This is a genomic window from Azospirillum sp. B510 (genome assembly GCF_000010725.1).
Taxonomy (GTDB): Bacteria; Pseudomonadota; Alphaproteobacteria; order Azospirillales; family Azospirillaceae; genus Azospirillum; species Azospirillum lipoferum_B.
The window spans coordinates 2,288,606-2,307,033 of sequence record NC_013854.1 but is presented as its reverse complement, the minus strand read 5'-3'; the positions used below and the strand labels follow the sequence as shown (position 1 = coordinate 2,307,033).

At 67.7% G+C, this 18,428-nt stretch carries 26 protein-coding genes and 1 tRNA gene; 4 read left to right on the top strand and 23 right to left on the bottom strand.

Annotated features, from left to right (window positions below):
- Positions 1-88: 88 nt before the first annotated feature.
- From AZL_RS10695 to AZL_RS10635, 13 genes are all read right to left on the bottom strand, one after another.
- Entirely contained in the window at positions 89-931 is an 843-nt protein-coding gene (locus tag AZL_RS10695) for a DUF4942 domain-containing protein (RefSeq protein ID WP_012973482.1), read from the bottom strand.
- Positions 928-1,605 (bottom strand): hypothetical protein, encoded by a 678-nt coding sequence (locus AZL_RS10690; RefSeq protein WP_012973483.1) that lies wholly within the window; start codon positions 1,603-1,605, stop codon positions 928-930. The genes AZL_RS10695 and AZL_RS10690 overlap by 4 nt, the downstream gene beginning before the upstream one ends.
- Complete coding sequence (locus tag AZL_RS10685; RefSeq protein ID WP_012973484.1) at positions 1,595-2,182, bottom strand: Rieske 2Fe-2S domain-containing protein; 588 nt, start codon at positions 2,180-2,182, stop codon at positions 1,595-1,597. The genes AZL_RS10690 and AZL_RS10685 overlap by 11 nt, the downstream gene beginning before the upstream one ends.
- A gap of 2 nt (positions 2,183-2,184) precedes the next feature.
- Positions 2,185-2,364, bottom strand: coding sequence for a hypothetical protein (locus AZL_RS10680; protein WP_042442545.1), 180 nt, complete (start codon positions 2,362-2,364; stop codon positions 2,185-2,187).
- A complete protein-coding gene (locus AZL_RS10675; RefSeq protein ID WP_012973485.1) occupies positions 2,364-3,353 on the bottom strand; it encodes a phage Gp37/Gp68 family protein in 990 nt (329 codons plus the stop codon). Before AZL_RS10675 ends, AZL_RS10680 begins: the two co-directional genes overlap by 1 nt.
- A complete protein-coding gene (locus AZL_RS10670; protein WP_042442546.1) occupies positions 3,346-3,630 on the bottom strand; it encodes a hypothetical protein in 285 nt (94 codons plus the stop codon). The genes AZL_RS10675 and AZL_RS10670 overlap by 8 nt, the downstream gene beginning before the upstream one ends.
- Before the next feature lie 5 nt (positions 3,631-3,635).
- On the bottom strand, positions 3,636-5,621 hold the full coding sequence (locus tag AZL_RS10665; protein ID WP_012973486.1) for a DNA cytosine methyltransferase: 1,986 nt from the start codon (positions 5,619-5,621) through the stop codon (positions 3,636-3,638).
- Positions 5,622-5,629: 8 nt separating this feature from the next.
- A complete protein-coding gene (locus AZL_RS10660; protein ID WP_042442547.1) occupies positions 5,630-5,812 on the bottom strand; it encodes a hypothetical protein in 183 nt (60 codons plus the stop codon).
- Between the two features lie 4 nt (positions 5,813-5,816).
- Positions 5,817-6,173: a hypothetical protein gene (locus AZL_RS10655; protein WP_052293628.1), complete on the bottom strand. Its 357-nt coding sequence runs from the start codon at positions 6,171-6,173 to the stop codon at positions 5,817-5,819.
- 17 nt (positions 6,174-6,190) lie between these two features.
- The gene (locus AZL_RS10650; protein WP_042442548.1) at positions 6,191-6,508 is read right to left on the bottom strand and encodes a hypothetical protein; all 318 of its coding nucleotides are present in this window, start codon (positions 6,506-6,508) and stop codon (positions 6,191-6,193) included.
- Entirely contained in the window at positions 6,505-6,849 is a 345-nt protein-coding gene (locus AZL_RS10645) for a hypothetical protein (RefSeq protein WP_012973488.1), read from the bottom strand. The genes AZL_RS10650 and AZL_RS10645 overlap by 4 nt, the downstream gene beginning before the upstream one ends.
- 2 nt (positions 6,850-6,851) lie before the next feature.
- On the bottom strand, positions 6,852-7,538 hold the full coding sequence (locus AZL_RS10640; protein WP_042442549.1) for a hypothetical protein: 687 nt from the start codon (positions 7,536-7,538) through the stop codon (positions 6,852-6,854).
- Between the two features lie 172 nt (positions 7,539-7,710).
- Positions 7,711-7,944, bottom strand: coding sequence for a transcriptional regulator (locus AZL_RS10635; protein WP_042675103.1), 234 nt, complete (start codon positions 7,942-7,944; stop codon positions 7,711-7,713).
- A gap of 105 nt (positions 7,945-8,049) precedes the next feature.
- Here AZL_RS10635 and AZL_RS10630 point away from each other — a divergent pair, with 105 nt between their 5' ends.
- The 3 genes from AZL_RS10630 to AZL_RS33855 all read left to right on the top strand — a co-directional run bounded on the left by AZL_RS10630 (position 8,050) and on the right by AZL_RS33855 (position 10,441).
- Positions 8,050-8,535: a helix-turn-helix domain-containing protein gene (locus AZL_RS10630; RefSeq protein WP_086935334.1), complete on the top strand. Its 486-nt coding sequence runs from the start codon at positions 8,050-8,052 to the stop codon at positions 8,533-8,535.
- Between the two features lie 110 nt (positions 8,536-8,645).
- Positions 8,646-8,801, top strand: a complete 156-nt coding sequence (locus tag AZL_RS36285; RefSeq protein ID WP_158305963.1) for a hypothetical protein — start codon at positions 8,646-8,648, stop codon at positions 8,799-8,801.
- Positions 8,802-8,803: 2 nt separating this feature from the next.
- Positions 8,804-10,441, top strand: a complete 1,638-nt coding sequence (locus tag AZL_RS33855) for a recombinase family protein (RefSeq protein ID WP_012973490.1) — start codon at positions 8,804-8,806, stop codon at positions 10,439-10,441.
- On the opposite strand, the gene AZL_RS10610 is transcribed toward AZL_RS33855, so the two are convergent.
- The 7 genes from AZL_RS10610 to epsC form a co-directional block, all read right to left on the bottom strand.
- A tRNA-Met gene (locus AZL_RS10610) sits at positions 10,398-10,472 on the bottom strand. The genes AZL_RS33855 and AZL_RS10610 overlap by 44 nt on opposite strands.
- Positions 10,473-10,641: 169 nt before the next feature.
- Entirely contained in the window at positions 10,642-11,817 is a 1,176-nt protein-coding gene (mnmA, locus tag AZL_RS10605; RefSeq protein ID WP_012974621.1) for a tRNA 2-thiouridine(34) synthase MnmA, read from the bottom strand.
- Positions 11,818-11,965: 148 nt separating this feature from the next.
- Positions 11,966-12,295, bottom strand: a complete 330-nt coding sequence (locus tag AZL_RS10600; RefSeq protein ID WP_012974620.1) for a ferredoxin family 2Fe-2S iron-sulfur cluster binding protein — start codon at positions 12,293-12,295, stop codon at positions 11,966-11,968.
- A gap of 63 nt (positions 12,296-12,358) precedes the next feature.
- A complete protein-coding gene (locus tag AZL_RS10595; RefSeq protein ID WP_012974619.1) occupies positions 12,359-13,048 on the bottom strand; it encodes a molecular chaperone DnaJ in 690 nt (229 codons plus the stop codon).
- A gap of 227 nt (positions 13,049-13,275) precedes the next feature.
- Positions 13,276-14,421, bottom strand: a complete 1,146-nt coding sequence (locus tag AZL_RS10590; protein WP_012974618.1) for a cysteine desulfurase family protein — start codon at positions 14,419-14,421, stop codon at positions 13,276-13,278.
- A 32-nt stretch (positions 14,422-14,453) separates the two neighbouring features.
- Complete coding sequence (locus tag AZL_RS10585) at positions 14,454-14,930, bottom strand: Rrf2 family transcriptional regulator (RefSeq protein WP_012974617.1); 477 nt, start codon at positions 14,928-14,930, stop codon at positions 14,454-14,456.
- Positions 14,927-15,727 carry a serine O-acetyltransferase EpsC gene (epsC, locus tag AZL_RS10580; RefSeq protein WP_012974616.1) on the bottom strand — a complete coding sequence of 267 codons (801 nt, stop codon included), beginning with the start codon at positions 15,725-15,727 and terminating at the stop codon, positions 14,927-14,929. The genes AZL_RS10585 and epsC overlap by 4 nt, the downstream gene beginning before the upstream one ends.
- Positions 15,728-16,071: 344 nt before the next feature.
- Here epsC and AZL_RS10575 point away from each other — a divergent pair, with 344 nt between their 5' ends.
- Positions 16,072-16,734, top strand: a complete 663-nt coding sequence (locus tag AZL_RS10575) for an alpha/beta hydrolase (protein WP_012974615.1) — start codon at positions 16,072-16,074, stop codon at positions 16,732-16,734.
- Between the two features lie 90 nt (positions 16,735-16,824).
- Here AZL_RS10575 and AZL_RS10570 read toward each other — a convergent pair whose 3' ends face one another.
- From AZL_RS10570 to AZL_RS10560, 3 genes are all read right to left on the bottom strand, one after another.
- The gene (locus AZL_RS10570) at positions 16,825-17,229 is read right to left on the bottom strand and encodes a DUF2155 domain-containing protein (RefSeq protein ID WP_012974614.1); all 405 of its coding nucleotides are present in this window, start codon (positions 17,227-17,229) and stop codon (positions 16,825-16,827) included.
- A 172-nt stretch (positions 17,230-17,401) separates the two neighbouring features.
- The gene (gene mlaD, locus AZL_RS10565; RefSeq protein ID WP_012974613.1) at positions 17,402-17,911 is read right to left on the bottom strand and encodes an outer membrane lipid asymmetry maintenance protein MlaD; all 510 of its coding nucleotides are present in this window, start codon (positions 17,909-17,911) and stop codon (positions 17,402-17,404) included.
- Positions 17,912-18,015: 104 nt separating this feature from the next.
- Positions 18,016-18,408, bottom strand: a complete 393-nt coding sequence (locus AZL_RS10560) for an NADH:ubiquinone oxidoreductase subunit NDUFA12 (protein ID WP_012974612.1) — start codon at positions 18,406-18,408, stop codon at positions 18,016-18,018.
- Positions 18,409-18,428 lie beyond the last annotated feature (20 nt).

Genomic DNA, 18,428 nt, shown 5'->3' with positions numbered 1-18,428 from the left:
GGCCCGTTGACATCGCACCAGACGGGCGCCTGAGGCGGCTTCCACTCGGGCGGCGGCAAAGCCGGATCCACATTGTACGGGGGCTGGATCATGCCGCCCTCCGCCGGCCAGCGCCGCGCACCCGGGTCTCGTGCGCCAGCGCAGCGCCGAAGTGGTCGGCGATGATCTGGTTAACCTTCACCACGAGGTCCGGCCGGCGGAACAGCACATGGACGTTGCAGTTCTTGAAGGTGCGGATCAGGAAGTATTCGGTTTCGACGGTGCCGCCGAGCTGCTGGCGGGACACCTCCGACACCATCGCCGCAGCGTCGCCGCAGTGATCCTTGGGTGGCTTCTCGTCCACGATGTGGAAGATGCGGTCCAGGTCCCGCATTTCCTCACGGCTGCCACCATGGTGGTTCCAGCCGCCATACTCGGACAGGGCGCGGTTGAAAATCAGCTTGTCGCCCAGGCGATAGGCCGGGTTGCTGGCGAACTTCCGGTCCAGGCGCATGAACAGGTTGATGACGCCGCGCTTGAAGATGGCATCCGACTCAGCCGTCAGGCGGGCGAAGGTGGCGACGAGGTTGTCGCGCGTCACTTCCGCCGGATCGGTGCGGTTCTGGTCCCTGAACGCCGCAACCTCCTTGGCGTCCATAAGGTTCAGTAGGCCCAGCGCTCCCATGATGTGGTTCCAAACCGCGCCGTCGAGGTTTCGGCGTATTTCTTCGACCACCTTGTCGGTTCGGCCCTGCTCAATATCGTAGCCGCCATTATTCAGCGCGCTTCTGAGGCAGGGGTAATCGGTGCCGCCCACCTCCTTGTGAACTCGCACAGCTTCGGCCAGCATCTGGACGCCACGGGTATAGAGGTCGAGCGCCCGGTTGCGCTTCGCCACGATTTCGTCGGCCGATCCCTTGCGGATCAGCTCGGTTCCCTTCGCCTCGATCATGACCGCGCCCCCTCGGCGGGCAGCCGGTCAATGTTGCAGTGGTGGACCTTGCAGGTCAGCGCGACGACGAACGGGTTTGCATCCCAGGCAGTTGCGCCGTTGATGCTGTTCCATAGGTCGCGGAACCAGCCGCGCGGGTCCATGCCGGAAAGTTCCTCGTAAGTCTGCGCCGGGCACCCTTCGGCGAGCGCGTCCTCCTCGCTGATGTCCTGGAGGCGCTGAACCCGCACATCCTCCACCACCAGGGTCAGACGACTTGCCCACCTGGGCATGTGGATCGAAGGCCGCCAGGGGCCATCTGCGCCGAGCACGTCACCGAGCCAGTGATGCCACGTTGCCCCTGGGCACCGGTCATAGTTGAAGGACGGCCCCCGCCCCTCATCAGGCCCGTCCCATGCATTGATCTCGACAAAATCGGGAGTGGCGGCATAGGCGATCTGCGGGCCGTCGCCGGTCATGCCCGTCTGCCAGTTTTCCCGCACCCACAGCCGGTCGCCGACCGCATAGCGGATCAGGTCGATGTTGCCGGGCTTCAGGAGAAATGACGGCCCGAATACGCCCAAGGCGTCCAGTGCCGCGGGCTTGGTGATGATCCTCCTCGTCTGCGTCTTTCGGCCGGCGAGCAGCGCCTGGATCATCGGCGCGCTGAAAATGATGGGAATGTCACGCGGCATGGGGCACCTCGGTTGTGGCCGGGGGGACCGCTTTGCGGCTCTTGGCGCAGAAGCGAAGGCCGTGCAGGGGGCAGGTGATGATCCCGTCGGCCGGCACGGAACCCAGGCGGAACCCGCGGTGCGGGCAGATCGGGCCGTGGTCGGTGTCGACCATCGCGGCCTCTCCCATGTGCCGGCGCAAGGACAGCACCGGCTCCAGCCCCGCGAACTGGTAGGTGATCGTTGCCGCCACGCACCGGAGGCGGCGGTACTCGATGGGCGGGTGTGGCACCGCGCGCCGCGTCAGCCCGAAGTCGATGGTGCAAAGCGGATAGTTCGTCGCCATGCCCGGACGGATCTCGGTCTTCTTCGCTCCGAAAGTCCGCTGCATCGCGCCCGACCAGAAGCGCGTGTCGATGTGGTAGTGCTCCCACGGGAACCCGAAGTGTTCTGCGTCCGTGTGCTTGGGGCCGAGCACCGGCCAGTGCCCGACCTTGCCGGAAAGCGGGTATTCGATGGTCGGGACGAGGTAGAACCGGCCGACAACCGGCGGCTCCATCAGCTCGTCCACCTTCTGGATTTTCTTCTTCCGGGCCACAGTCAGCCCTCCTGTTCATTGGCCGGCGCGCGGCGACGCGCGGACTCGGCCGCCTGGAGCGTTTTGATCGTCAGGGCGTTGTTGGTGTAGGTGCGCCACAGCTTCGGCATGGTCCGGAGTTCGTCGCCGAAGGTCCGCATGAGGCGGGCATTCTCGGCCTCCAGTTGCTGAATGGAGGCCATCACGCGCCCCCCTTCAGAACCGGAACCCCGTCCCAAAGCTGGCCGTCCAGCAGCCGGCCGGCGGCCTTCTTACCGAGGCGATCCAGCACCCAAGCATCGGAGCCATAGGCCATAAGCCCTGACGTGATCCCGCCATCCGGTTTCACGATGACCGACCGGCGCGCATCAAGCAGATCATCCCGCTCGGCTTGCCGGCGCGGCGCCCACTCCCCCCACTGCTTGAACATGTACGGGATGCCATGGGCGGCGCAGAAATCGCGGGCGGCCCGGTGCCAATCTGGATGGCTCGGCCGCGCACCGTGCCCGCTCTCACCACCAGAAATCAGCCACTTCAGGAACTGCCAACCGGTCCAGTCCACCAGCCCCAAAGCGGGTTCGTAGCTGACGAAGGTGTTCCAGCCGGCGGCGGCGATCCGGAGCATGTGCGGGTGGCGCTCGTTCGCGCGTGCTTGGTCTTCGGCGGTGCAGCCGATCAGCACGTTCGGAAGCGGCCAGGGGAAGGGCGTTTCATCCTCCTCCCAGCGCGATCCCTCACGGTATTCATCGTCAATGTGCTTGCGGACGGAGCCGAACAGCTTCCACACCCGGTCAGGCGTGTTGAGGTACTGCGCTGCCCGTTCTGGCCTCTTGGTCAGCACTTGGAAGGTGTGGCGGCTGCCCAGCGCCATCACGGCGAACAGGCGATCAAGGAACTCGTCGGGCACGGCCTCGTGGAAGACATCGCCCATGCTGGTCAAGAACCAGCGCGCCGGGCGCCGCTTGTTGAGCGGGGCCAGAACATCGGCCTCCGACAGGTTCACCTTGCCGGTCCACTTCCCCCTGCCGCCCGAGCGGGTGGCGAGACCGGCATACTTCGCCATCCCCATAGCCTCCAACCGGGCGGCCATGGGCGCGGCGTAGCAGTTGGCGCACGCGGGGGACTTCGCCGTACACCCGACGATGGGCGTCCAGGTGTGATCGGTCCATTCAATGACGGAGCGTTCAGCCATGGGCCACCCCCGCTCCCTCGTTCGAGGGAAGGGCGGCGAGCGCGGCGGCCAGTTGCAGGCGCATCCGCTCGATGGCGTGCCGCTCCATCATTTCGTCGTGGCTGGCGCCGCTCCACAGCACCTGCTCCTCCGGGTGACGGGTGACGTCGCGGAGGACGTGCGGAGCCGTGAAATCCGGGCCGTAGCTGAAGCCCTGGATGCGGTCGGTCTTGCCGGCCTGGATGGCGGTACGGCACATTTCGTCGGTGATGACCGGCAGGGTGCTCTTGCTCGTCATGGGAATCACTCCGCGGCCTGGGGGGTGGGAAGCTGGCAAGAGGTGTCGACGGCCAGCGCCACGGTGACGGGCTGGACCCAGATCGGATCGGAACTGAGCAGGAAGCTCTCGCCGGCCCAGGCCAACAGCAGGGTCCGGGCGATCACGCCCATCATCGCCTGTGCGGCGTCGGGAGGGACCATGTTGCCGATGTGCTCGCGCCACAGGCTGTCCGAGGCGCCAGCCAACTCCAGGCCCGGCCGGTCGAAGTCGACCAGCGACTGGAGGGCCGCCAGTTCCAAGGTCGTGAAGGGGCGATGCCACGTCCCATCCATGGCGCGGATCACGGCGACGAGCTGCTGGTTCGGGGCGGGCAGTTCCTCCGCCTCGTCACCCGTGGCCGGCCGGGGATCGGCGACGGACCAGCGCCCGTTGTCGTGCTGGCCGGAGCCGGTCACGGCGCCAGCGGTATCCCGCATGTTCAGCACGCCATAGTGACCGCCCGTCACATAGCTTTCGCGACCGTCGCGGAAAGCCTCCGGTCGCGGGTCGGCGACCGCCAAAGCGCCCGAGGTAAAGCCGTGGCTGGAGGACGAACTACCGGTGATGGTCAGAGAGGTCTGGTCGTACCCAATCACCCGCAGCTTGCTGGTATGAGCGCGCGGATTCCAGGAGCAGCGCGGGTCGGCCACAGCCAACCCGCCAGAGGTCGGACCTTGGCCGGCGGATATGGTGGGAGCAGCCTCGCGCGTGCTGACCACCCGGTAGACATTCGCGAACCGAGGCTTGTCCCCATAGCGGGGGTCGGCAATCGAGAACCCGCCCTGGCCCGGCGCCTTGACATTGATGACGGAACCGGTCGACTGACCCCACCGGCGGACGCCATACTGCTGGTAATCGGCATGCCCCTGGCGCATGCGAGGATCGGCGACGCTGAAGGAGCCGGTCATCGGGCGCGCATTGCCGGTGACGGTGCCAGGGGTATCGCCCCAGGCGTTCACGCCGAGGATGCCGTTGTGGCAGGCGCTGAACGTCCGGACGTCCGCCACGGTGAACTTGCCGTTGGAGGGCAGAGACTCACCAGCCACCGTTCCCGTCGCCTCACCCCACTGGCAGACGCCGAGGGCGCCACCGCGAAGCGGGTGTTCCGGCACGAGGCCGTAATCGGTCAGCACCCCATTTGCGACGTTCAGCTTGTTCAGCGAGCGCCAGTCGGACCCGGCCTCCACGAACGCCAGCCGTATCCAGGTCTTCATCTGGAGGCGTGGGACGCGGTGCATCGGCCCGCCCAGCTGATCGCCCGGCAGCGGCAGGCGCTCCAACACCTCGCCCACGCTGCGGAGCGGGCGCTTCGGTGGTTCATAGAGGAAGGGCGGTACCTTGGCGATGTGCCGGGCGACCATGAGGAAGCGCTTGCGGCTCTGGGCCAACCCGCCAATTTCTCCGCAGTCGTGCGCGGTCTCCGCAATGGCATAGCCATAGGCCCGGAGCATCCCGCCGATCCGGTCCAGCAGCCGGCGGGACCGCTGCGCGATGCGCGGCACGTTCTCGAACAGCAGTATCTCGGGCGGATCGTCCGCCCAAGCCTCCATGGTCAGGAAGACCGCGCGGAGAGCCAGCTCGTTGAGAGCCACGTACTTGGGCGCCTCGCTGGTCTTCGTGCTGATCAGGCCGCTGTTGCCCTTGCACGGCGTCGACATGAAGACGACGTGTGGGCGCTCGCCGCCGGCAGCCCGGCGGAAGTCCTCGCCGGTCGCCTCACGCCAGCCGGCCGGCGGCTCCTGGCCATGGAAGGCGACGTACTGCCCTCGGTCGAACAGATCGAGCAGCGTGCCCTTGGTGCCGGTCACCATTTCCAGGCTGGCAAGGGCCACCGGATCGACATCGACACCGCCGATGCACCGCGGCGCGGCCACCATGTTGCCCACGCGGGCACCGCCCCGGTTGAACCCCTTCACACCGCCGCCGATGCCGCAGCAGACATGAAAATGCCGGATCTCGCGAAAATCCATGCTCACGATCAGCCCTCCCGCGAGGCGCCGAGCGCCATGGACAGGGCGGGGGAGGTGGCCGCCAGTTCGGCGAGCATGAACGAGGTCGACGCCTCTTCCGCCTCGCGGCCCTGGCAGTCGTCGCAGACGCCGATGCGCGGATCGAGCAGGGCGGCCTCGCCGCAGCAGGAGCAATTTCCTTCAACAATCATCGGGTCAGCCCTCCACCTTCTCGCCGGCCCGGAGGCGGCGGGAGATTTCGGCGACTCCGAGCGCCGCGCCACGCACCGCGTCACGCTGCGGGGTCCGCGGCTTCCACCACGGGTCAGCCCAGGGCCACAGGTTGCACGGCGTGCCGACCGGGTAGAGGTCGCGCCCTTCCTTGGTGGCGCCCGCGTGGAGCAGGTAGCAGCCACCGGCGGCGGCCAGAGAGCCGTCGATGTGGTGATCGTCATGGGAGGCGCAGAACTGCTCGGCCTTCCGCTGGCGAGCCACTTCGGCGGCCACGGATTGCAGCGCGGTAACGTCTTCGGGGGTCAGCCCCTCGGGGAGGGGCAGCATCATGGTCGACATGGAGTCGGTCTCCAGGGTCAGCGGCGCCCGCTGTTTGCGGCCAGCGCGGCGGGCGCGGTTTCTTCGGGGGGGAGGGCGGCCTGTTCTGCGGCGGCTACAGCGCGGCGCAGTGCGGCGGCATAGGTGGGCGACTCGGCGGCAAGCGTAGCCACCAGCGCGAGCACGTCGGACCAGATCAGGCCGGACGCACACTTCCGGGGCTTGTGCCCGAGCAGCCGCATCATCTCGGCCGCCACGTCACCGACGGTGCGGGGCGTGGTGGTCATGAAGCGGGCGGCCAGCGTACGGGCCTCGGCGGCGGCAAACTCCGCCATGATCTGGGCCGGGAGGCTCATGCTCTGCCGCCCCCCATGTTGCCGGAGGCGGCCCGGTTCAGCTCGGCGAGCACCTTGCCCATGCCATCGGCGATCTTCTGCGTGAGTTGCAGCGCCTCCAGCCGGTGGGCGTTCTCCAGCGCGGACATGCCCAGCACATAGGCCGTCAGCAGAACCACGTTGATGATCCGCTCGGGCTTGATGTCGCCGCAGCGTTCGGTGACCTCCATCAGCGCGGCAACCGGGCCGGCAATGTCCGGGGTCACCCCGCCAGCGCCGAGAATGCGAGCGGCGGCGGCGTCGAACTCGGTCAGGTCGAACGGGGTAACGTCGTTGAGGGGGTAACGTCGTTGAGGGGCCATGGTTAGCGCCCCTTCCGATGCAGGGCGGCACGGATCGCGCCCAGAACCTTCACCCCGAGCCAGTGGCGCGTGGAGGTGTAATCCGTCCCCTCCACCTCCAGCTTCTCGCCTTCCACCTCGACGGTGACGCCGTAGTAGCGCATCGCGGTATTGAAGCCGCGCTTGCGGGTCTGCCCCACCTCCATGGACACCGTGCCGATGGGCTGGCCGTCGAGGCTGACCACCTTGTTCCAGATATCAAGGTCCAGGCGCCGCTTGACCGAGCGCAGATGCAGTCCGTGGGACAGAGGCTTCATGCCGTCCATCGGCTCGCCGGCCGCCACCTGCTGGGCTTGGCCCATCAGCTTCGTCAGCTCATAGGCGGCGCGCTTCGGCACGCACTCCCACATGATGATCGGCTCGCCGGCGGCGCAGGAGATGCAGTGGAGCGCCGCCTGCTGGCCGTAGGCAGCCAGCGGCAGAGCGTCGGCGCCGTGCAACTCGCGCAAGGCCAGCTCATAGGCCCCGTGGATGCTGACCGGCACCACAGACCCAGGTGTCCACCAGGGGGCGCAGCCCGGTTCATATTCGGTGGTCGACGGGGCGATCCAGCCCCGCTCGGTCAGAATGCGCGCCATGGTGGCGAGCGTGGCCGCGGTGGTGATCCGCGGCGAGTCGGTCAGGTTGGCGGCGGCGAACTCGTCGCACATTGCCGCCAACCCCTCGGGTGCCCCCGTCGGGGTGCCCCCACAGGGCTGGACGAGCGGCTTGCCCTCCGTCCCTGCTGTGGTAGAGTGTTTAGACACCATGGATTTCCGTCCCATGCGTTAGTTGATGCCAGCGGCTGCTACCGCTGCATTCAGGGGAAGCGCCCGGCCGCTGCTACGGCTGGGCGCTTTGCTGTTTGGGGGTGTCGAGCGGCGCCCGGCGCTTGCGCGGGGCCGGGGCCGGGTACAGGTCCGGCCGCAGTTGGTAGGCTTTCACCTTTCCACCGGTCGCAGCGACCACAGCGAGCACTCGCCGCTGTGGGCACCGCTCCCATTGGTAGACGGCCTCGGTGGTGATCCCGAGAGCTTCCGCGAGCCGCGTCACGCCGCCCGCTTTGCTTATTGCCATACTAAGTGCTTCGTCTTTCATGCACGCCACGCTAAGCGAAACTTAGCATTGACGTCAAGCCCTCCACGACTTAGCTTAACTAAGCGTTTCTTAGTGGTGGCTCAAATGACTGTCGGTTCTCGCATCAAGCAACTTCGCGAAAAGATGGAACTTTCCCAAGTAGCTTTTGGGAAGTCTCTTGGTGTTACTGGGCCTTCCGTTGCCCAATGGGAAGCAAACCGCACACACCCAAAGCCTGCGCTGATGCGTGATATTGCGCGGCTGGGAGGCGTGTCTTTGCGGTGGCTTATGGAAGGCGTGCGAGTCGTTGATGAACCCGAATACAGCATCCCTGAAGGTGTTGGCGTTACTTTGGTGGGCAGCGGCGAAGACGAAGCGCTGGACACAAATTTTTTGATGGAATGCCAGCGCGCCGTGACCGATCTGTGCCGCGAGATGGGGATCGCCCCCACTTGGACCATCACGGAGGTGGTCAGGGCCGTCTATACCGACGCTGCCACGGGCGCGCGGACGGGCCATGAAAAGCTGACGAATATGGAGACGGTGCTCCGGGTTTACCGCCGGCACCCGGAGCTCCTTGGCGGCGCGTGATCGACGCGATCAACGCTAAGCGGATCGCTAAGCGTTGCTAAGCAGTGTTGACGCAGCGCTAAGCAAAACTTATCGTCGCCCCCGTGAGCATCATCACGGGAGCGCAAAGCATGGCCCACATCCCCACTTCGACCAGCGCCGCAACCGATCCGGAGGCGGTGGTGCAAGAAACGATCAACGGCCTCATCCGGATATTGGCGCGCAAGCTGGCGCGCCGTGACCACGAGGCAGCCCAGCAGGCTCGCGCACAGGCGCAACGGAGTTAGACATGCGGATCGCGATCTACGCTCGGTACAGCAGCGAGAACCAGCACGAGCGGAGCATCGACGATCAGATCCGGCTGTGCCGGGAGCATGCCGCCCGACTCGGCGGCTCGGTGGTGGAGGTCTACGCCGATTACGCCATCAGTGGCGCGCACCTGAAATCCCGCCCCAACGCGATGCGGCTGCTTGAAGACGCCCGCGCCGGGCTGTGCGACGCCATCGTGGCGGAAGCCCTGGACCGCCTGTCGCGCGACCAAGAAGACATCGCCGGCATTCACAAGCGCCTGTCGTTCGCTGGCGTCCAGCTTATCACCGTCTCGGAAGGCGCCATCAGCGAGTTGCACGTCGGCCTCAAGGGCACGATGAACGCCCTCTTCCTCCGCGATCTGGCGCAGAAGGTGCGACGCGGCCAGCAGGGAAGGGCGCTACAGGGGGAGATGGCCGGCGGCCTCTCCTACGGCTACGAGGTCGTGCGCGAGTTCGACGCGAAGGGCGAGCCGATCCGCGGGAAGCGCGTCATCAACGAGGCACAGGCGGAGGTGGTGCGCCGCATCTTCCGGGAGTACGCCGCCGGCAGGGGGCCGCGGTCCATCGTGTCCGACCTCAACCGCGAGGGCATACCGTCGCCGACCGGCAAGGCGTGGCTCGCCAGCGCCATCAACGGGAACAAGGCACGGGGGAACGGCATCCTCTGGAACGCCCTGTATATCGGGAGGCTGGTCTATAACCGGCAGACGTTCGTCAAGGACCCGGAGACAGGTAAGCGCGTCCCGCGCCTGAACCCGCCGGAAAAATGGACGGTGGTGGAGGTGCCGGATCTGCGCATCGTCACGGACGAGGTGTGGCACGCCGTCCAGGCCGTGAAGGAGGAGCACGCCCGGCTTCCTCTGACCGCCCGGCCGCGGGCAAAGCATCTGCTGTCGGGTCTGGTGCGCTGCGCCGTCTGTGGCGGCTCCTATGTGGTGAAGACCCAGGACTATATGGGATGCAGCACACATCGCGAGTCGGGAGCCGGCGCCTGCTCGAACAACCGCACCGTCAAGATCGAGGCGCTGGAGCAGCGCGTGCTGGCGGGCATCAAGGAGAAGCTGATGTCGCCCGCCTCCATCGCGGAGTTCGTGCGCCTCTACCACGCCGAGCGCCAGCAGCTGGAGGCGGCCAGCCGCCGGAAGCGCACGGAGGCGACCACGCGCCTTGCGGACGTGACCAAGCAGATAGAGCGGATCGTCGACGCCATCACCGAGGGCCTGGTGACGCCGAAGCTCAAGACGCGACTGGCCGAGCTGGAGTCGGAGCGCGTTCGGCTCGAACGCGACATTGCGCAGTGCGAGCAGGAGGACACGGTTGTCACCCTCCATCCGTCGGCCGCGAACGGCTATCGGCAGGAAGTCGAGATCTTGGAGCGGGCGCTGGGCGGGGTGGAGTCGGAGCGCATGGAGGCGATCACGCTGCTGCGCCGGATCGTCGACCGGGTAGAGGTGCACCCGCTAAACGGGCGGGGGAAATACGAGCTGCGTCTGGTCGGGCTGATCGCAGAAATGCTAAACCTCCCCAGGCGCAAGCCTGGAGAGGTTTTGCAGGGACATATTACTGTCCAGATGGTAGCAGCGGAGGGATTTGAACCCCCGACCAAGGGATTATGATTCCCCTGCTCTACCACTGAGCTACGCTGCCATCGAGAGCGCCTTTGTCGACGTTTCCGCCGCCGTCGGCTACCATCCTGTCCCGTCGTCGCCGCCGGGAGCCGCTATATAGGATAGGGCGACTTGGCCTGTCAACGCGGAATTTTCGGGGGATGCGTTTTTTTCCGGCCGGCCGCCGGGAAGCCGCATAACCCTCTGATTCAGGACGCCGTTTCGCCGCTCTCCACCCCTTCGGCCACAGTCCCGGCGGTGCCGGAAATCCAGCCGCCGCCCAGCACCCGGTCGCCCTGATAGACGACGCAGGCCTGGCCGGGGGCGATGCCGTGCTGGGGCTCCCGCAACTCCACCCGCGCGGTGCCGTCCGGGCCGGCATGCCACAGGGCGGGGGCGGCGGGCTGGGCCGAGCGCAGCTTCACCGACACTTCGAGGCCGGCGCCGTCCGCCTGATCGGGGGCCGGATCGGAGCCCAGCCAGTTCACGTCGCGCACCATCACCAGCGACCGGGCGAGGTCGCGGCGCGGACCGACGACGACGCGGCGGCGGGCGGGTTCCAGGCGGACGACATAGAGCGCCTCCTCCTCCTGGCCGCGGATGCCGCCGATGCCCAGCCCCTTGCGCTGGCCAACCGTGTAATGGACGACGCCCTTGTGCCGGCCCAGCACCCGGCCGTCGACATGGACGATGTCGCCGGGCTCGACCGAACCGGGGCGCAGCTTCGCCACCACCTCGGCATAATTGCCGTTGGGGACGAAGCAGATGTCCTGGCTGTCGGGCTTGGCCGCCACTTCCAGCCCGTGGCGCCCGGCCAGCGCCCGGGTCTCCGGCTTGGTCAGGCCGCCGAGCGGGAAGCGTAGGAACTCCAACTGTTCGCGCGTGGTGGCGAACAGGAAATAGCTCTGGTCCTTGGCCGGATCGACGGCGCGGTGCAACTCGGCGCCCCGCGGCCCGGCGATGCGGCGGACGTAATGGCCGGTGGCCAGCGCGTCGGCGCCGAGGTCACGGGCGGTATTCAGCAGGTCGCGGAATTTGACCCGCTGGTTGCAGCGCACGCAGGGGATCGGCGTCTCGCCGCGCAGATAGCTGTCGGCGAAATCATCCATCACGTCCTGGCTGAAGCGGCCCTCGTAATCCAGGACGTAATGCGGAATGCCGATGCGGTCGGCGACCTGACGGGCGTCGTAGATGTCCTGGCCGGCACAACAGGCTCCCGGCTTCTGCAAGGCGAGGCCGTGGTCATAGAGTTGCAGCGTGATGCCGACGACGTCATAGCCCTCCTCCCGCAGCACGGCGGCGGTGACGGAGGAATCCACCCCGCCGGACATCGCGACGACGACGCGGGTGTCCTGGGGGCGCTTGGAAAGGCCGAGGGAGTTCATGGCGCCCTATATGGTACGGGCAGGCGCCCGGGAAAGGAGGAAATCAGCGCGGGGGGCAACGGTGGGAGCGGGGCGGTCACAAGAAAGCCGCCGGAACCGCATCGCATGACGCGGCATCCGGCGGCCGGAACAGGGCTCCCCTGGACCGTCACTTCATCGCGTTGTTGCTGCCACCCGGCAGGCGGACGACCAGACCGTCCAGCTCCTCGGTCATGATGATCTGGCAGCCCAGGCGCGAGGTCTTGGTCAGGCCGAAGGCGAGGTCCAGCATGTCCTCCTCGTCCTCCTGCGCTTCCGGCAGGACGTCGAACCATTCCGGCTCGATCACGACATGGCAGGTGGAGCAGGCCAGCGAGCCCTCGCAGGCGCCTTCCAGGTCCAGGCTGTTCTTGTGCGCGATCTCCAGCACGGACAGGCCGAGCGGAGCGTCCACCTCGCGGCGGGTGCCGTCGGTCTCGATGAAGGTCATCTTGGGCATGGGGTCCTCGTTCTTCTAAGGTTGCCTAGCGGTTTCAAGGGAGGTGCAAGGCCGGCGCCCGCTTCAGGCGCGCGGCGGCGTCCGGGCGGCGCGGCGGTCGCGGACCTCGGCGGCCAGGGATTCCAGCCGCTCCAGCCGCGCCAGGATGCGGGCGGCGCCGTCGAATGCCGACGGGCTGTCCGGGGCGGAGGCCGTCTGCGCCTTACGGAAGGCGGGGGCGAGATATTTGATGCAGGACTCGATCCGCTGGCCGAGGTCCAGCCCGATGCGGTCCAGCTCCAGCGCGTCGTCGGCGCGGACCAGCCGGGTGGCGAGGTCGGCGATCTCCTCGTCGCCATTTTCGGCCACGCCGCCGGCTGCGGGCGTCCCGCCCAACAGGGTCAGCAAGGCATGGGCGCGGCGGATGGGGTCGCGCAGCACCTCATACGCCTTTTGCAGGGCGTCGGTCTGGGCCTTGGCGTTGGCCTGCTGGCGCGGGCCGCGGGCGGCGAAGCGCTCCGGATCCATCGCCCGGGTGAAGCCAGCATGCTGCTTGGCCAACTGCTCCAGATCGATGTCGAAGCGGCGTTCCAGCCCCAGCCGGGTGAAGGGGTCGAGCGGTCGCGGCGGCTGCGCCGCGCCGCAGGCATGGCAGAACAGGGCCCGCGGCGCCACCGAGCGGCCGCAGGTGCCGCAAGGCTCCAGATCGCCGGCGATGGCGCCGGAAATGCCGCCGCCGCTGTTGCCGGGCGGGCCTGAGGTGGAACGGGTCATGCGCGCAGTCCGTCAAAACGCCGAAAGGGTTGGCCGATGATAGCATTTACCCGAAAGGATGCTCCCATTGCCATCGGGGGCGCCCATCCGGAATGTCCGTCGGGCCGCCAGCCGGCGGGCCTTCCGCCGGGTCATACCCAGAAGCCACATCCGGCGCAATGCGCGAATGCCCGCTTTCCGGATAGGGGGACAGATGGTCGCGCGGCCTTGAGACGTGGGGAGGGACCTCAGCCATGCGCGGGCGTGCTTCGCCGGGCCATCGCGGTCCAGGCCGTCAGGAAGCGGTCGACCGCCTCGTCGTCGCTGGTCCAGCCCAGGCTGATCCGGATCGCGCTGGCGGCGCAGCCGTCGTCCTCGCCCATCGCCGCCAGCACATGGGAGGGCTTGACCTTGCCGCTGGAACAGGCCGATCCGGCGCTGACCGCCACCCCGGCAAGGTCCAGCGTCATCACCTGGGTCTCGCCGGGCAGGCCGGGAAGCATCAGGCAGCTGGTGTTGGCGACACGGGGCGCGCCGGCCCCCATCACCCGGGCGCGCGGCATGGCGGCCAGCGCCTCCCGCTCCAGCCGGTTGCGCAGCGAGGCGAGGTTGGCGGCCTCCATCGCCTCCGCCAACCCGTCCAGAGCCAGCCGCGCGGCGGCGCCGAAGCCGACGATGCCCAGCAGATTCTCGGTGCCGGCCCGCTTGCGCCGCTCCTGCCCGCCGCCGCGGATCAGCGCCTCCGGCTCCAGCCCTTCCGCCAGGATCAGGGCGCCGACGCCGGTCGGGCCGCCGAGCTTGTGGGCCGACAGCGTCATCAGGTCGACGCCGAGGTCCCGCAAGGACAGCGGCAACCGTCCGGCGGCCTGCACGGCGTCGCAATGAATCAGCGCGCCGTGGGCGTGGGCGATCCGCGCGGCGTCCGCCACCGGCTGGATCACCCCGGTCTCGTTGTTGACGAGCATCAGCGAGACCAGGGCCGAAGCGGGCCCGCCAAGCCGGCGTTTCAACTCGTCCAGATCGACCATACCGTCGCGGTTGACGCCGAAGCGCGCCGCGTCCCGACAGGCGGCCAGCACCGACTCATGCTCGATGGCGGAGGTCAGCACGCGGCGTCCGGGGAAACCGCGCAGGGCGAAGTTGTTGGCCTCGGTTCCGCTGCCGGTGAACAGCACCTGCGCCGGTTTGACGCCCACCAGGGCCGCGACGGCGGCGCGCGCCTCCTCCACCGCCCGGCGGGTGCTGCGGCCGAAGGCGTGAACGGAGGACGGGTTGCCGACCAGATCCATCGCCTGACCCATCGCCGCCCTGACTTCCGGCCTCAAGGGAGTGGTGGCGTTGTGGTCCAGATAGACGCCGGTCCGTTGGAACGGGGTGACGGGGGGGATGGTCACTTTTCAGGCACGCTCATGTGCGAAGGCCATGCTCATTCGGCGGCGACGGTCTCGGCGGCCGGGGCGGGGCGCAGCAGGGCCAGGCCGCTGGTGCCGATGATCCGCCGTTCCACCACGTCGGCCACGGTGACCGAGCTGAGATACATGTGGATCTGGTTGCCCAGCTCCTCCCACAGGTCATGGGTCAGGCAGCGCGAGCGGTTGGTGCGGCAGCCCTGCGGCGTGCCGTTGGCGCAGCGGGTGGTGCGGATCGGTTCGTCCACCGCCAGGATGATGTCGGACACGCGGGTGGCGTCGGCCGGATGAGCCAGCAGATAGCCGCCGCCGGGGCCGCGCACGCTCTTGACCAGACCGCCCTTGCGCAGCTTGGCGAACAGCTGTTCCAGGTAGGAGAGCGAGATCTCCTGCCGCTCCGCGATGTCGGCCAGCGCGACCGGGCTGCCCTGGCTGGTGGCGGCCAGATCGACCATCGCCATCACGGCATAGCGTCCCTTGGTGCTGAGTCTCATCGCGTTTCTCCTTGTGTTTCGTGCATCCCGACGGTGTGGGATGCCACCGTTCCGAATGATGGTGAGGCGTCGAACGGTGTCGGGGTTGAGCGGGGTCGGCCGGCGGGCCCTGTGACCTCCAACGCGTCGACGCGGGCCCGCAGCGCCGACATCTGGTCGAGCAGGCCGCTCAGCGCATGCGCCACCGGGTCGGGGATTTCGCCGCGGGGAGTGCCGTAGGGCATGAATTTCCGGGTTTCCGCGCCATCGCGCGGCACCACCGGTCTGGCCGGGATGCCGACGACGGCGGTATCGGCCGGCACGTCGGCCACCACCACCGCGTTCGCGCCGATGCGGGCGCCGCGGCCGATGGTGATGGCGCCCAGGATCTTGGCGCCGGCGCCGACGATCACGCCGTCGCCCAGCGTCGGATGGCGCTTGCCGGGACTGAGCGAGGTGCCGCCCAGCGTCACCCCGTGATAGAGCATGACGTCATCGCCGATCTCGGCCGTCTCGCCGATCACCACCCCCATGCCGTGATCGATGAAGAAGCGGCGGCCGATGGTGGCGCCGGGGTGGATTTCGATGCCGGTCAGCGAGCGGGCGATCTGCGAGACGAGGCGGGCGGTCAGGTGCCAGCCGGCGTCGCGGGCGCGGCGGGCGATGCGGTGGAACAGGATCGCGTGCAGGCCGGGATAGCAGAGCGCCACCTCCAGCCGGGACCGCGCGGCGGGGTCGCGCGCCATGATCCCATCGATCTCTTCGCGAAGATGCTTGAACACGCCATCACCCGCCGTGGTATAGTCCGCCGCTCTCATCGGCCGCCCGCGCCCGGTTTTCGGCCTGTCGGACCCATGCGGTTCAGGACCTTCCGGTTCGGACCCTTGCGAATCCGCCCGGCAGGGACCCGGACTTCCGGCCGGCTCCGCTAACGCTGGGGCCGATCGGGCGGGTCGGGCGGGTTGTCCCGGAGGACGTTACGACGCATATATGATGACCAAGCAAAACGGTCAAGAATTGTATGCGGAAAACCCCACTCCAAGCCGGGAAAATCCGTGACGGGTCCGCAGGCCCATGCGCCGGGGTGGTTTGCCGGATGAAGTCCGGCCGGTCGCCGTGGTGGTTCCAACAACCCTTTGTTCGCGTCAGGAACGTCGTTCCCATGCCTGAAGTGCTCTTCAACGGTCCCGCCGGTCGCCTGGAAGGCCGTTACACCCACGGCAAGCAGCCGAACGCCCCGGTCGCGCTGCTGTTGCACCCGCACCCGCAGCACAATGGGACGATGAACAACAAGGTGGTCTTCACCCTGTTCCAGTCCTTCACCAAGCGCGGCTACTCGGCGCTCCGCTTCAACTTCCGCGGTGTCGGGCGCAGCCAGGGCACCTATGACAAGGGGGAAGGGGAGCTGGCCGACGCGGCGGCGGCGCTGGACTGGTTGCAGACCTACAATCCCAACGCGCCGCTCTGCTGGATCGGCGGGGTATCCTTCGGCGCCTGGATCGGCATGCAGTTGCTGATGCGCCGTCCCGAGATCGACGGTTTCGTCTCGGTTTCGCCACCGGCCAACCTGTTCGACTTCTCCTTCCTGGCGCCGTGCCCGTCCTCGGGCCTGATCATCCATGGCGACAAGGACGAGGTGGTGCCCCAGGCCGCGGTGACCAAGCTGGTGACCAAGCTGTCGCACCAGAAGGACATCCGCATCGATCACCGCGTCGTCCCCGGCGCCAGCCATTTCTTCGTCAACCGTACCGACGATCTGGCGACGCAGGTGGACGATTATTTGGACAAGGCGCTCGGCAACCCGATCGCCGCGGTGGCGGGGTAAGCGACAAGTTCCGCGGCGGGTGCCTCCCTCCCCAACCCTCCCCGCCAATGGCGGGAGAGGGTTGGGGAGGGGGCGGTTACCTCGTCCCCCTTACTGGTCGCAGCCGAGAACCCACACGTCGTAGATCGGGTTCTCCATCGCCGACAGGGCGGGGCTGGAGGAGAACATCCAGCCGCTGAACACCTGTTCCGCCTGCTCGCCCGGCTTGATCTCCGTCACTTCCAGGAAGGCGGCGGATTCCGGCGTCTCGATGGGCGGGTTCTCACGGCAGGCGCGCAGGGTGATGCGCAGGCTGCTCATCGCCTTGGTCTCTCCGACCCGCATGGTGAAGGTGGAGGTGCGGGCGGTCACCTTGTCCAGCCATTGCAACTTGGCCGCCGGCCGCTCGATCATCTGGGTTGGGACCGGGGCGGCCTGACCGGCCAGGGATGCCAGCAAGGTGGCCGCACCCAGCAGACCGGCCACCGGCCGAAGCAATTTCCAAGGTTTCGTCACGTCGGATCGCTTCCGTAATTGCGGACGGCGCCCCGCCGGGAGAACCGGCCTGTCGGGCAGGTGCTCCGTCGGGGCGCTTGGGCCTTCTAGCCCGGAAGCGGGGTCAGCGTCCAGTGGCGGGGACGCCGGGGTGCCTTGTGGAAATCACCGTCTTGGCCACTGGCGGCGGGCTTTACAGCTTCGGCGGTTGCGCCGGCGCCTGCCCCTGCTGGCCGTTGGCCTGCTCACCCGACTTGCTCATGCTTTGCAGCGAGAAGATGACCTGACCCAGCAGCTGTTCCAGGCCCGGCGTGCTCTGGGTGAATTCGATCTTGCCATTCGGCTTGATGGTGTCGGGATCGCCGCCCGGCTCCAGCGACAGGAACTTGCCGCCCAGCAGGCTTTCCGACGCGATGACGGCGGCGGTGTCCTTGGGCAGCTTCACCGAATTGTCGACCGACAGATGGACGACCGCCTGGAAGCTGGTGGGGTCGAGCGTCAGCCCGGTGACCGTGCCGACCTTCACGCCGCTGATGCGCACATCGGCGCCGCTTTGCAGGCCGGTGATGCTGTTGAAATTGGCGGTGACGTCATAGCCCTGCACCTTGCGCAGATCCGCGCTTTTGTAGGCGAAGGCGAGGAAGACGGCGGCCACGGCGAGCACGACGCCGCCCAGCACGGTTTCGATCACATTCCGGCGCATAGAGCTATCCTGCTGCGAGTTCCCGAATCGAAACCCGGCCCGAAGGGGGGCCGGGCTTTCCGTTCCGCTTTCCGTTCCGACCCGATGGTCGGTCCCGGCAGGGCTCAGGTCGGAGTCCAGGGTTCGTAATCGCCGGTGGCCGGCACGCGCTGGCCACCCGCCAGCACATGGCCGGGCGGGCGATAGGCCTGGACGGAACCCGACAGGTTGGGCAGATGCTCCTTCTGCCACGGCTTGTGGAAGGCGCTCGACCCTTCCGGCAGCGGATCCTTGGTGGTGTGGTGCAGCCACCCATGCCATTCCGGCGGGATCTTCGAGGCGTCGGGCTCACCGGCATACAGGACCCAACGGCGCTCGCGCGTGCCGGGCTTGGTGTCCTTGCTGCGGTAATAGACGTTGCCGAAGCGGTCGCTGCCGACCTTGGCGCCCCGACGCCACGTGACGTAACGGATGTGGATGTTCGCCAGTTTGGTGAACAGGGAGATCGGCTCGCTCATCGTCGCTCACGAATTCCGGA

What these genes read in the sequence shown, in the direction of transcription:
- AZL_RS10695 (WP_012973482.1), bottom strand. Translation starts at nt 931, where the DNA reads ATGATCGAGGCGAAGGGAACCGAGCTGATCCGCAAGGGATCGGCCGAC.
- AZL_RS10690 (WP_012973483.1), bottom strand. Translation starts at nt 1,605, where the DNA reads ATGCCGCGTGACATTCCCATCATTTTCAGCGCGCCGATGATCCAGGCG.
- AZL_RS10680 (WP_042442545.1), bottom strand. Translation starts at nt 2,364, where the DNA reads ATGGCCTCCATTCAGCAACTGGAGGCCGAGAATGCCCGCCTCATGCGG.
- AZL_RS10675 (WP_012973485.1), bottom strand. Translation starts at nt 3,353, where the DNA reads ATGGCTGAACGCTCCGTCATTGAATGGACCGATCACACCTGGACGCCC.
- AZL_RS10670 (WP_042442546.1), bottom strand. Translation starts at nt 3,630, where the DNA reads ATGACGAGCAAGAGCACCCTGCCGGTCATCACCGACGAAATGTGCCGT.
- AZL_RS10665 (WP_012973486.1), bottom strand. Translation starts at nt 5,621, where the DNA reads ATGGATTTTCGCGAGATCCGGCATTTTCATGTCTGCTGCGGCATCGGC.
- AZL_RS10660 (WP_042442547.1), bottom strand. Translation starts at nt 5,812, where the DNA reads ATGATTGTTGAAGGAAATTGCTCCTGCTGCGGCGAGGCCGCCCTGCTC.
- AZL_RS10655 (WP_052293628.1), bottom strand. Translation starts at nt 6,173, where the DNA reads ATGTCGACCATGATGCTGCCCCTCCCCGAGGGGCTGACCCCCGAAGAC.
- AZL_RS10650 (WP_042442548.1), bottom strand. Translation starts at nt 6,508, where the DNA reads ATGAGCCTCCCGGCCCAGATCATGGCGGAGTTTGCCGCCGCCGAGGCC.
- AZL_RS10645 (WP_012973488.1), bottom strand. Translation starts at nt 6,849, where the DNA reads ATGGCCCCTCAACGACGTTACCCCCTCAACGACGTTACCCCGTTCGAC.
- AZL_RS10640 (WP_042442549.1), bottom strand. Translation starts at nt 7,538, where the DNA reads ATGTGCGACGAGTTCGCCGCCGCCAACCTGACCGACTCGCCGCGGATC.
- AZL_RS10635 (WP_042675103.1), bottom strand. Translation starts at nt 7,944, where the DNA reads ATGGCAATAAGCAAAGCGGGCGGCGTGACGCGGCTCGCGGAAGCTCTC.
- AZL_RS10630 (WP_086935334.1), top strand. Translation starts at nt 8,050, where the DNA reads ATGACTGTCGGTTCTCGCATCAAGCAACTTCGCGAAAAGATGGAACTT.
- AZL_RS36285 (WP_158305963.1), top strand. Translation starts at nt 8,646, where the DNA reads ATGGCCCACATCCCCACTTCGACCAGCGCCGCAACCGATCCGGAGGCG.
- AZL_RS33855 (WP_012973490.1), top strand. Translation starts at nt 8,804, where the DNA reads ATGCGGATCGCGATCTACGCTCGGTACAGCAGCGAGAACCAGCACGAG.
- mnmA (WP_012974621.1), bottom strand. Translation starts at nt 11,817, where the DNA reads ATGAACTCCCTCGGCCTTTCCAAGCGCCCCCAGGACACCCGCGTCGTC.
- AZL_RS10600 (WP_012974620.1), bottom strand. Translation starts at nt 12,295, where the DNA reads ATGCCCAAGATGACCTTCATCGAGACCGACGGCACCCGCCGCGAGGTG.
- AZL_RS10595 (WP_012974619.1), bottom strand. Translation starts at nt 13,048, where the DNA reads ATGACCCGTTCCACCTCAGGCCCGCCCGGCAACAGCGGCGGCGGCATT.
- AZL_RS10585 (WP_012974617.1), bottom strand. Translation starts at nt 14,930, where the DNA reads ATGAGACTCAGCACCAAGGGACGCTATGCCGTGATGGCGATGGTCGAT.
- epsC (WP_012974616.1), bottom strand. Translation starts at nt 15,727, where the DNA reads ATGAGAGCGGCGGACTATACCACGGCGGGTGATGGCGTGTTCAAGCAT.
- AZL_RS10575 (WP_012974615.1), top strand. Translation starts at nt 16,072, where the DNA reads ATGCCTGAAGTGCTCTTCAACGGTCCCGCCGGTCGCCTGGAAGGCCGT.
- mlaD (WP_012974613.1), bottom strand. Translation starts at nt 17,911, where the DNA reads ATGCGCCGGAATGTGATCGAAACCGTGCTGGGCGGCGTCGTGCTCGCC.
- AZL_RS10560 (WP_012974612.1), bottom strand. Translation starts at nt 18,408, where the DNA reads ATGAGCGAGCCGATCTCCCTGTTCACCAAACTGGCGAACATCCACATC.